Source organism: Streptomyces sp. NBC_00096 (genome assembly GCF_045041305.1).
Taxonomy (GTDB): Bacteria; Actinomycetota; Actinomycetes; order Streptomycetales; family Streptomycetaceae; genus Streptomyces.
In genome coordinates, this window is record NZ_CP108221.1 from 1517827 (window position 1) to 1529924 (window position 12098).

The window sequence follows — 12098 nt, forward strand, 5'->3', positions numbered from 1 at the left end:
GCGGGAGGGCAGAAGGTTCCCTCGCGAGTCCCTCCCCGCCCGCCCGTCCACGTCTCACTTGCCCCGCATATGCCCTTCCATGACCGACAGTAGGTAATCGGGCTCGACCGGCTTGGTCACGTAGTCCGAGGCTCCGGACTCGATCGCCTTCTCCCGGTCCCCCTTCATCGCCTTCGCCGTCAGCGCGATGATCGGCAGCCCCTCGAACTGCGGCATCCGCCGGATCGCCGAGGTCGTCGCGTACCCGTCCATCTCCGGCATCATGATGTCCATCAGCACGAGCGCCACGTCGTCGTGCTGCTCCAGGACCTCGATGCCCTCCCGGCCGTTCTCCGCGTACAGCACCGCCAGCCCGTGCTGTTCCAGCACGCTGGTCAGCGCGAAGACGTTGCGTACGTCGTCGTCCACGATCAGCACCCGCTCGCCGTGGAAGTCGTACGAGCGCGGCACCACCGGCAACGGCTCGTCGACGGCCCACGCCTCCGCGTCGCCCTGCCCCGGCACCTCCGCCCGCAGCGCCGGCTCGCTCATCGCCTTGCGGCGCCGCCGGAACAGCGCGGAGGACCCCTGCCCGGCCGGCTCCCCGGCACGCGGCAGCGCCATCGGCTGCGCGGGCCCTACGGGGCCCTGCTGGGCCGGGGCCGCCGGCAGCGCGGGCCGCGCCTCCTCGGCCGCCGGGCGGCGGTACAGCTCGGCCCGCGCGCCCCCGGGCGTCGGCGGCGCGTACCCCTGCGGGGGCAGCTCGCTCGGGTGCAGCGGCAGGTACAGCGTGAAGGTCGACCCGCGGCCGGGCTCGCTCGCCGCGTGGATCTCCCCGCCCAGCAGCCGGGCGATCTCGCGGCTGATGGAGAGCCCGAGGCCGGTGCCGCCGTACTTGCGGCTGGTGGTCCCGTCGGCCTGCTTGAACGCCTCGAAGATCACCAGCATCTTGCTCGCGGCGATCCCGATCCCGGTGTCGGTCACCGAGAAGGCGATCAGATCGGCGTCCGCCTCGCGCAGCGAACCGGCCTCCAGCAGCTGCTCGCGGATCGCGATCGGCACGTCGGCCCCGGCGGGCCGGATCACCAGCTCCACCGCCCCGGTGTCGGTGAACTTCACCGCGTTCGACAGCAGGTTGCGCAGCACCTGCAGCAGCCGCTGCTCGTCGGTGTGCAGGGTCGCCGGGAGCTCCGGGGAGACCCGTACCGAGAAGTCGAGCCCCTTCTCCGCCGTCAGCGGCCGGAAGGTGGCCTCCACGTAGTCGACGAGCTGGACCAGCGCGATCCGGGTCGGGGAGACGTCCATCTTCCCCGCCTCCACCTTCGACAGGTCGAGGATGTCGTTGATCAGCTGGAGCAGGTCGGAACCGGCCCCGTGGATGGTCTCGGCGAACTCCACCTGCTTGGGCGAGAGGTTCCCGTCCGCGTTGTCGGCGAGCAGCTTGGCCAGGATCAGCAGCGAGTTGAGCGGGGTCCGCAGCTCGTGCGACATGTTCGCCAGGAACTCCGACTTGTAGCGCATCGAGACCGCGAGCTGCTCGGCGCGCTCCTCCAGGACCTGCCGGGCCTCCTCGATCTCGGTGTTCTTCACCTCGATGTCCCGGTTCTGCTGCGCCAGCAGCTCGGCCTTCTCCTCCAGCTCGGCGTTGGCGGCCTGGAGGGCCTTCTGCCGGTTCTCCAGCTCGTCGGAGCGCTCGCGCAGCTGCTCGGTCATCTCCTGCGACTGCTTGAGGAGCATCTCCGTCTTGGAGTTGACGGAGATGGTGTTGACGCTCGTGCCGATCATCTCGGCGATCTGGCTGAGGAAGTCCTTCTGGATCTGCGTGAACGGCTGGAAGGAGGCCAGCTCGATGACACCGAGCACCGTGCCCTCGAAGAGCACCGGCAGCACGATCACGTGCGCCGGCGGGGCCTCGCCGAGCCCCGAGGAGATCTTCAGGTAGCCGGGCGGGGTGTTCTCGATCAGGATCATGCGCTTCTCTTCGGCGACCGTCCCGATCAGCCCCTCCCCCGGCCGGAAGGAGATGGGCATCTGGCCGCCCGCGTACGCGTAACTCCCGCGCATCCGCAGCTCGTACGGACCGTCCGCGCCCCCCTCCGCCCCGATATCGGCGGGACCGCCGGCCGGCAGCGCCAGGAAGAACGCGCCGTGCTGCGCCGAGACCACCGGGGTCAGCTCGCTCATGATCAGCGAGGCCACGTCGTCCAGCTCGCGGCGGCCCTGCATCAGGGCGGAGATGCGGGCGAGGTTGCCCTTGAGCCAGTCCTGCTCCTTGTTGGCCAAGGTGGTGTCGCGCAGGTTGGCGATCATCGTGTTGAGGTTGTCCTGGAGGACCTGGATCTCCCCGGCCGCGTCCACGTCGATCTTGAGGTTGAGGTCGCCGCGGGTCACCGCGGTGGCCACGGCCGCGATGGCGCGCACCTGCCGGGTGAGGTTCCCGGCCATCTCGTTCACGGACTCGGTCAGGTCCCGCCAGGTGCCGTCGACGTCCCGGACCCGGGCCTGGCCGCCGAGGATGCCCTCCGTACCCACCTCGCGGGCCACCCTGGTCACCTGGTCGGCGAAGGAGGACAGCTGGTCGACCATCGTGTTGATCGTGGTCTTGAGCTCCAGGATCTCACCGCGCGCGTCGATGTCGATCTTCTTGGTCATGTCGCCCTTGGCGATGGCGGTCGTGACCATGGCGATCTGCCGCACCTGGCCGGTGAGGTTGGAGGCCATGAAGTTCACCGAGTCGGTGAGGTCCTTCCACGTCCCGGAGACCCCCGGCACGTGCGCCTGGCCGCCCAGGCGGCCCTCCGTACCCACCTCGCGGGCCACCCGCGTGACCTCGTCGGCGAACGACGACAGGGTCTTGACCATGGTGTTGACGGTGTCGGCGAGCTGCGCGACCTCGCCGCGCGCCTCGACCGTGACCGTCTTGGTCAGGTCGCCGTTGGCCACCGCGGTCGAGACCTGCGCGATCCCGCGCACCTGGGCCGTCAGATTGCCGGCCATGGTGTTGACGTTGTCGCTGAGGTCCTTCCAGATGCCGGTCACCCCGCGCACCCGGGCCTGGCCGCCGAGGATGCCCTCGGTGCCCACCTCGCGGGCCACCCGCGTCACCTGCTCGGCGAACGAGGACAGCTGGTCCACCATCGTGTTCACGGTGGTGACCAGCTCGAGGATCTCGCCCTTCGCGTCGACCGTGATCTTCTTGGAGAGGTCGCCCATGGCGACCGCCGTGGTCACCTCGGCGATGTTGCGCACCTGCGAGGTCAGGTTGTTCGCCATGAAGTTGACGGACTGGGTGAGGTCCTTCCAGGTGCCGGAGACGCCCTTCACCTCCGCCTGGCCGCCCAGGATGCCCTCGGTGCCCACCTCCCGGGCCACCCGCGTCACCTGCTCCGCGAAGTTCGAGAGCTGGTCCACCATCGTGTTGAGGGTGTTCTTCAGCTCCAGGATCTCGCCCCGGGCGTCCACCTCGATCTTCTGCGACAGGTCACCGCGGGCCACCGCGGTGGCCACCTGCGCGATGTTGCGCACCTGCGAAGTCAGGTTCCCGGCCATGCCGTTCACCGAGTCCGTCAGGTCCCGCCACACGCCGGCCACACCGGGCACCTGCGCCTGACCGCCGAGCCGGCCCTCCGTACCCACGTCGCGGGCCACCCTGGTGACCTGCTCGGCGAAGGCCGAGAGCTGGTCGACCATGGTGTTGATGGTGTTCTTCAGCTCCAGGATCTCGCCGCGCGCGTCCACGTCGATCTTCTGGGAGAGGTCGCCGCGGGCCACCGCCGTGGTCACCTGGGCGATCTGGCGCACCTGGGAGGTCAGGTTGCCGGCCATGAAGTTGACCGAGTCGGTGAGCTCCTTCCACGTGCCGGACACCCCCTCGACCCGGGCCTGGCCGCCGAGCCGGCCCTCGGTGCCCACGTCCCGGGCCATCCGCGTGACCTGGTCGGCGAAGGAGGACAGCTGGTCCACCATCGTGTTCACGGTGTTCTTCAGCTGGAGCATCTCGCCGGAGACGTCGACCGTGACCTTCTGGGACAGGTCGCCGTTGGCCACCGCCGTGGTCACCTGCGCGATGTTGCGGACCTGTCCGGTGAGGTTGCGGAAGGCGGTGTTCACCGAGTCGGTGAGGTCCTTCCACGTCCCGGCCGCCCCCGGCACCTGCGCCTGACCGCCCAGTTCGCCCTCGACGCCGACCTCACGGGCCACTCGCGTCACTTCGGCACCGAAGGACTGGAGCTGGTCCACCATCGTGTTGACGGTGTTCTTCAGCTCCAGCATCTCGCCGGCCACGTTCACGGTGACCTTCTGCGACAGGTCGCCGTTGGCCACCGCCGTGGTCACCTGCGCGATGTCGCGCACCTGTGTGGTGAGGTTGCGGAAGACCGTGTTCACCGAGTCGGTGAGGTCCTTCCACGTCCCGGCCGCCCCCGGCACCTGCGCCTGACCGCCGAGCAGACCCTTCGCCCCGACCTCGCTCGCCACGCGCGTGACCTCGTCCGCGAAGGTCCGTAGCGTCTCGGTCATCTGGTTGATCGTTTCGGCCAGTTGCGCGACCTCGCCGCGCGCGCTGACCCGGACCTTCTGCGACAGGTCACCGTTGGCCACGGCCGTCGTCACCTGCGCGATGCCGCGCACCTGGGCGGTCAGGTTGCCCGCCATCGTGTTGACGGAGTCGGTCAGGTCCTTCCACACGCCCGCGACCCCGGGCACCTTCGCCTGACCGCCGAGCTCACCCTCCGTACCCACCTCCCGGGCCACCCGGGTCACCTCGGAGGAGAACGAGGACAGCTGGTCCACCATCGTGTTCACGGTGTTCTTCAGCTGGAGCATCTCGCCGGCCACGTGCACCGTGACCTTGCGCGACAGGTCGCCCTTGGCCACCGCCGTCGTCACGAGAGCAATGTCACGCACCTGGGCGGTGAGCCGGTACGCCATCGTGTTGACGGAGTCGGTCAGATCCTTCCAGGACCCGGACATTCCGCGCACCTGTGCCTGGCCACCGAGCTTGCCCTCGGTACCCACCTCCAGCGCCACCCGCGTCACCTCGTCGGTGAACGCGGAGAGCTGGTCGACCAGGTTGTTGACCGTCCGCCCGACCTTCAGGAACTCACCGCGCAGGGGATGCCCGGCACCCTCCGCCGCCTGCGTCCGCAGGTCCATCCGCTGGTCGAGATCACCCTCGGCGACCGCCGACAGCACCCGGCCCACCTCGGACACCGGCCGGGCCAGATCGTCGACCAGCTGGTTCGAGGCGTCGATCGCGGCCGCCCAGGAACCCTCACAGGCACCCGTTTCCAGCCGTTCGCTGAGCTTGCCCTCGCGGCCCACCATGCGCCGCACCCGGGAGAGCTCCCCGGTCAGGTGGAGATTGCGGTCGGCGACCTCGTTGTAGACGGCGGCGATTTCCGCCATCACGCCCTCGCCGGACACCGTCAGCCGCTTGCGGAAGTTCCCGTCCCGCATCGACACCAGGGCCGTGAGCAGCCTGTTCAGGGCCGCGGCATCGACTTCCGTCGTACCGCTCCGCCGGGAGCGTCCTCCCTTCGGGCGCGTTCCCGTACGCCGCACTGCCGCGCCAGCCTCCACCGTGTCCCTCCCGAAAGGGTCGACCGCTGTTCCACCGGGCATCTTGTTCATCTACCCGACTCCAAGCCTGCCCAGTGTTTCACCCCGGCCGAACCCGGCCATAACACTCCGGCACCATCGCACACCGGCCGCACCCTGCGGGTGGATTCCCCGACGAGGGCACCATGGCGAGCGCGAAGGTAAGTAACCTGGCATCCGTTGTCCACCGCGTCGAAGGAGACTTGTGATCACGGCACGGGCGGCTGCCACGTTCGATCCCCAAGGGCGCTCGGTCGCCGCTGCCCGCGCATTCGTCCGCGACACCCTCCAGGGCTGGGGCTTCGCGGACATCGTCGACGACGCCGTGGTCCTCACCAGCGAACTCGTCACCAATGCCGTGGTCCACGCCGGCACCCGCGCCGAAGTCCTGTGCCTGCGCACCGAGGACGGCGTACGGGTCGAGGTCGCCGACCGGTACCCGGAGCGCGAGCTCCCCCTCCAGCACCCCGGCGACCGCCCCTACGCCGACCCCGACCGCGAGAACGGCCGCGGGCTCATGCTCTGCGCCGCCCTCGCCACCCGCTGGGGCGTCGAGTACACGGCCACGCACAAACACGTGTGGTTCCGGCTCGACATGCCGGACCGGCCGGTCGGTACCCGCTCCGCGGGCCCCGTCGTCCCCGACCAGCTGCTCCCCCTCGCCGACAGCCGGGTCCGCGTCGCCGTCCTGCAGATCGACGCCACCGACACCGTCTCCGCCTGGAACGAGGACGCCGAGATCATCTTCGGCCACCCCGCGGAGAAGGCCGTCGGCCGCCCGCTGGCCGAGCTCGCCGCCTGGCCACAGACCCCCGGCACCGGAACCGGCATCGCCGAGGCCCTGCGCCTGTCCCGCTGGGAGGGCAGCTACGGCATCCGCGGCGCCGACGGCCGCGTCATCCCCATCTACGCCTCCCACCTGCGGGTCCGCGATGCCCACGGCGAGCCCTCGATCGTCTGCCTGCTCGTCCACGACGACGAGCGTGCCCTGCTCCAGAGCCCCGTACGCGTCCCCGTCGACGGCGGCCACCTCGCCGAATCCCGCCCGGTGGACCCCTTCGAGATCTTCATCGGCTCCCCCGCCCCCGACGACCTCGACGGCCTCCTCCAGCGCACCGTGGAACGCGCCCGCGACCTCCTCGACGCGGACTCCGCCTTCCTCCTCCTCGCCACCGACGACGAGACCGAGCTGGAGGTCCGCGCCACCACCGGCCTGCCCTCCACCCGCCAGCGCTTCGCCCGCGTCCCCGTCGAAGCGGGCACCAACCGGTACGGCAGCGCCCGCATGCCCGCCGTCCACGAGGACCTCGTCGTCGTCCCCGGAGCCGTACCCCTCCTGGAATCCACCGGCATGCGCTCCGCCATCACGGTCCCCCTCAAGGTCGAGGGCCGCCTCACCGGCTCGCTCGGCGTCGCCGCCGAGAACCCCGGCCGCTACTCCAACGACGACGCCCTGCGCCTGCAGTTCGCCGCCGACCGCATCGCCCTCGCCGTCGAATCCGCCCGCCTCGGCGAGCTGGAACGGCTGCGCCGCGGCTCCCTCTCCTTCCTCGTCGAGGCCTCCGACCTGCTCGCAGGCACCCTCGACCGGGACCAGACACTGGCCCTCATGGCCCAGATGACCGTCCCCACCCTCGCCACCTGGTGCGCCGTCTACACCATCGCCGACCAGGCCTCCGACCCGTTCCTCTCCTACGTCCTGCACGAGGACGAGGAACGCATCGACGGCCTCAAGGCCCTGCTCTCCCAGGTCAGTCCGCCCGAGCCGGTCCGCGAGGCCGGCGCCCGGCCCTGGCCCGCGACGACCCTGGCGGTCGGCGGCGAGACTGTGGTCCTCCCGCTCCTGGCCCGCAACCGCGTCATCGGCATGCTGACCCTCGGCAAACCCTCCGAGGAGCACTTCCGGCAGGAGATCCTCGAGCTCGCCGAGGACCTCTCCCGGCGCGCCGCCCTCGCCCTGGACAACGCCCGTCTGTACTCCGAGCGCACCGCCATCAGCCGCTCCCTCCAGCGCAGCCTGCTGCCGCCCGGCTCCCCCGCCATCCCCGGCATCGAGGTGGAGGTCATCTACCGCGCCGCCGGCGAGGGCAACGAGGTGGGCGGCGACTTCTACGACGTCTTCCCGATCCGCCCCGGCGTCTACGGGTTCGCCATCGGTGACGTCTGCGGTACGGGCCCGGAGGCGGCCGCCGTCACCGGCCTGGCCAGGCACGCCCTGCGCCTCCTGGCCCGCGAGGGTCTCGGCGGCCCGGCCGTGCTGGAACGCCTCAACGCGGCGATCCTCGACGAGGGCGACCGCAGCCGCTTCCTCACGCTCCTCTACGGCGAGCTCCACCCCCAGCCCGACGGCAGCGCCCACATGAAGGTCGTCTGCGCCGGCCACCCGCTCCCCCTGCGCCTGCGCCCGAACGGCGAGGTCGTCCCCGCCGCGGATCCGCAGCCGCTCCTGGGCGTCCTCGACGACCTCGAACTGTACGAGCAGAACCTCACCCTGGATCCGGGCGACGTCCTGCTCTGCGTCACGGACGGCATCACCGAACGCCGCGAGGGCACCCGCATGCTCGGCGACGACGGCCTCGCCGAAGTCCTCACCACCTGTACGGGCCTCACCGCCGGAGCCGTCGCCTCCCGCGTCCTGCGCGCGGTGGAACGCTTCGCGGCGGAGCCGGCCTCGGACGACATGGCCATCCTCGCCTTCCGCATCCCGCAGCAGCGCGACGGCGACTGAAGTCGCCGCCGCGCCCGCTCCTGCTACCGCCGGGACTGCGCCAGCAGGATCATGAAGGACGGGGCCGCCATCTCCCCGGTCCACGGCGTGCTGCCCGTGGCGATGACCACGTCACGGCCGTCCGAGTCCTGAGGGACGTCCATGGCGGACGGAGGGGACGAAGCGAAGACGTCGACGGCGGCCGGGGCCGTCGTGAACGCGCGGACGAGGTGTCGGATCCGGTCGATGCTCATGAGAGGTCCTTCCGCGGGTCGGGGGCTGGGTGTGCTGACTCCTGATCCCATTGCGCCCCGAGCGCCGGCCCCGGTCACGGCCCGAAGATTCGGGACTTGACAACGAGTCCCGAACTCCTTAAACGCAGAAAGGCCCCCGCCAATAGGCGGAGGCCTTTCTGTACTGAGCCCTTTAACGGAATCGAACCGTTGACCTTCTCCTTACCATGGAGACGCTCTACCGACTGAGCTAAAAGGGCGGGTTGTTCGGCGGCGTCCTACTCTCCCACAGGGTCCCCCCTGCAGTACCATCGGCGCTGAAAGGCTTAGCTTCCGGGTTCGGAATGTAAACCGGGCGTTTCCCTAACGCTATGACCACCGAAACACTATGAAGTTAACCAACCGGATATGACACAGTTCGTTACTTCAGAACTAACACAGTGGACGCGAGCAACTGAGGACAAGCCCTCGGCCTATTAGTACCAGTCAGCTCCACCCGTTACCGGGCTTCCACATCTGGCCTATCAACCCAGTCGTCTACTGGGAGCCTTACCCTCTCAAGGAGGTGGGAATACTCATCTTGAAGCAGGCTTCCCGCTTAGATGCTTTCAGCGGTTATCCCTCCCGAACGTAGCCAACCAGCCATGCCCTTGGCAGGACAACTGGCACACCAGAGGTTCGTCCGTCCCGGTCCTCTCGTACTAGGGACAGCCCTTCTCAATATTCCTACGCGCACAGCGGATAGGGACCGAACTGTCTCACGACGTTCTAAACCCAGCTCGCGTACCGCTTTAATGGGCGAACAGCCCAACCCTTGGGACCGACTCCAGCCCCAGGATGCGACGAGCCGACATCGAGGTGCCAAACCATCCCGTCGATATGGACTCTTGGGGAAGATCAGCCTGTTATCCCCGGGGTACCTTTTATCCGTTGAGCGACGGCGCTTCCACAAGCCACCGCCGGATCACTAGTCCCGACTTTCGTCCCTGCTCGACCCGTCGGTCTCACAGTCAAGCTCCCTTGTGCACTTACACTCAACACCTGATTGCCAACCAGGCTGAGGGAACCTTTGGGCGCCTCCGTTACTTTTTGGGAGGCAACCGCCCCAGTTAAACTACCCATCAGACACTGTCCCTGATCCGGATCACGGACCGAGGTTAGACATCCAGCACGACCAGAGTGGTATTTCAACGACGACTCCACCCCAACTGGCGTTGGGGTTTCAAAGTCTCCCACCTATCCTACACAAGCCGAACCGAACACCAATATCAAACTATAGTAAAGGTCCCGGGGTCTTTCCGTCCTGCTGCGCGAAACGAGCATCTTTACTCGTAGTGCAATTTCACCGGGCCTATGGTTGAGACAGTCGAGAAGTCGTTACGCCATTCGTGCAGGTCGGAACTTACCCGACAAGGAATTTCGCTACCTTAGGATGGTTATAGTTACCACCGCCGTTTACTGGCGCTTAAGTTCTCAGCTTCGCCACACCGAAATGTGACTAACCGGTCCCCTTAACGTTCCAGCACCGGGCAGGCGTCAGTCCGTATACATCGCCTTACGGCTTCGCACGGACCTGTGTTTTTAGTAAACAGTCGCTTCTCGCTGGTCTCTGCGGCCACCCCCAGCTCACGGAGTAAATCCGATCACCAGTGATGGCCCCCCTTCTCCCGAAGTTACGGGGGCATTTTGCCGAGTTCCTTAACCATAGTTCACCCGAACGCCTCGGTATTCTCTACCTGACCACCTGAGTCGGTTTAGGGTACGGGCCGCCATGAAACTCGCTAGAGGCTTTTCTCGACAGCATAGGATCATCCACTTCACCACAATCGGCTCGGCATCAGGTCTCAGCCTTATATGAGGGACGGATTTGCCTACCCCTCGGCCTACACCCTTACCCCGGGACTACCACCGCCCGGGCTGGACTACCTTCCTGCGTCACCCCATCGCTTACCTACTACAAGTCTGGTCCGCCGGCTCCACCACTTTCCATTCCCCGAAGGGTCCGGAACGGCTTCACGGGCTTAGCATCGCCTGATTCGATATTGGGCGTTTCAAAGCGGGTACCGGAATATCAACCGGTTGTCCATCGACTACGCCTGTCGGCCTCGCCTTAGGTCCCGACTTACCCTGGGCAGATCAGCTTGACCCAGGAACCCTTAGTCAATCGGCGCACACGTTTCTCACGTGTGTATCGCTACTCATGCCTGCATTCTCACTCGTGAACCGTCCACAACTAGCTTCCGCTGCTGCTTCACCCGGCACACGACGCTCCCCTACCCATCACAGCGGGCGTTGGCCCTATAGCTGCAATGACACGACTTCGGCGGTACGCTTGAGCCCCGCTACATTGTCGGCGCGGAATCACTTGACCAGTGAGCTATTACGCACTCTTTCAAGGGTGGCTGCTTCTAAGCCAACCTCCTGGTTGTCTCTGCGACTCCACATCCTTTCCCACTTAGCGTACGCTTAGGGGCCTTAGTCGATGCTCTGGGCTGTTTCCCTCTCGACCATGGAGCTTATCCCCCACAGTCTCACTGCCACGCTCTCACTTACCGGCATTCGGAGTTTGGCTAAGGTCAGTAACCCGGTAGGGCCCATCGCCTATCCAGTGCTCTACCTCCGGCAAGAAACACGTGACGCTGCACCTAAATGCATTTCGGGGAGAACCAGCTATCACGGAGTTTGATTGGCCTTTCACCCCTAACCACAGGTCATCCCCCAGGTTTTCAACCCTGGTGGGTTCGGTCCTCCACGAAGTCTTACCTCCGCTTCAACCTGCCCATGGCTAGATCACTCCGCTTCGGGTCTAGAGCGTGCAACTCAATCGCCCTATTCGGACTCGCTTTCGCTACGGCTTCCCCACACGGGTTAACCTCGCTACACACCGCTAACTCGCAGGCTCATTCTTCAAAAGGCACGCAGTCACGACGCATTGAGTAAACTCAATGCGCGACGCTCCCACGGCTTGTAGGCACACGGTTTCAGGTACTATTTCACTCCGCTCCCGCGGTACTTTTCACCATTCCCTCACGGTACTATCCGCTATCGGTCACCAGGGAATATTTAGGCTTAGCGGGTGGTCCCGCCAGATTCACACGGGATTTCTCGGGCCCCGTGCTACTTGGGAGATTCTTAAGCAAGCCGCTGATGTTTCGTCTACGGGGGTCTTACCCTCTACGCCGGACCTTTCGCATGTCCTTCGACTACATCAACGGTTTCTGACTCGCCGACCGGCCGGCAGACCGATCAAAAGAATTCCCACAACCCCGCATGCGCAACCCCTGCCGGGTATCACACGCATACGGTTTGGCCTCATCCGGTTTCGCTCGCCACTACTCCCGGAATCACGGTTGTTTTCTCTTCCTGCGGGTACTGAGATGTTTCACTTCCCCGCGTTCCCTCCACACTGCCTATGTGTTCAGCAGTGGGTGACAGCCCATGACGACTGCCGGGTTTCCCCATTCGGACACCCCCGGATCAAAGCTCAGTTGGCAGCTCCCCGGGGCCTATCGCGGCCTCTCACGTCCTTCATCGGTTCCTGGTGCCAAGGCATCCACCGTGCGCCCTTAAAAACTTGGCCT

3 protein-coding genes, 1 tRNA gene and 2 rRNA genes are annotated in these 12098 nt (G+C 66.6%); 1 reads left to right on the forward strand and 5 read right to left on the reverse strand.

Annotation, left to right across the window (positions count from 1 at the left end; translation table 11 throughout):
• Positions 1-54 precede the first annotated feature (54 nt).
• Positions 55-5601, reverse strand: a complete 5547-nt coding sequence (locus tag OG904_RS06280) for a HAMP domain-containing protein (protein ID WP_405497807.1) — start codon at positions 5599-5601, stop codon at positions 55-57.
• Positions 5602-5782: 181 nt separating this feature from the next.
• On the opposite strand from OG904_RS06280, the gene OG904_RS06285 reads away from it, so the two are divergent.
• Positions 5783-8305, forward strand: a complete 2523-nt coding sequence (locus OG904_RS06285) for a SpoIIE family protein phosphatase (RefSeq protein ID WP_405488220.1) — start codon at positions 5783-5785, stop codon at positions 8303-8305.
• Positions 8306-8328: 23 nt separating this feature from the next.
• On the opposite strand, the gene OG904_RS06290 is transcribed toward OG904_RS06285, so the two are convergent.
• From OG904_RS06290 to OG904_RS06305, 4 genes are all read right to left on the reverse strand, one after another.
• Positions 8329-8538, reverse strand: a complete 210-nt coding sequence (locus OG904_RS06290; RefSeq protein WP_405488222.1) for a hypothetical protein — start codon at positions 8536-8538, stop codon at positions 8329-8331.
• Between the two features lie 166 nt (positions 8539-8704).
• Positions 8705-8777: transfer RNA gene (locus OG904_RS06295), tRNA-Thr, on the reverse strand.
• Positions 8778-8782: 5 nt separating this feature from the next.
• Positions 8783-8900 (reverse strand): 5S ribosomal RNA (gene rrf, locus OG904_RS06300).
• Positions 8901-8973: 73 nt separating this feature from the next.
• Positions 8974-12097: ribosomal RNA gene (locus tag OG904_RS06305) — 23S ribosomal RNA — on the reverse strand.
• Between the last annotated feature and the right edge of the window lies 1 nt (position 12098).

Bases quoted from the DNA above. Each gene is read 5' to 3' on its own strand.
- OG904_RS06290 (WP_405488222.1), bottom strand. From the start codon at position 8,538: ATGAGCATCGACCGGATCCGACACCTCGTCCGCGCGTTCACGACGGCC.
- OG904_RS06280 (WP_405497807.1), bottom strand. From the start codon at position 5,601: ATGCCCGGTGGAACAGCGGTCGACCCTTTCGGGAGGGACACGGTGGAG.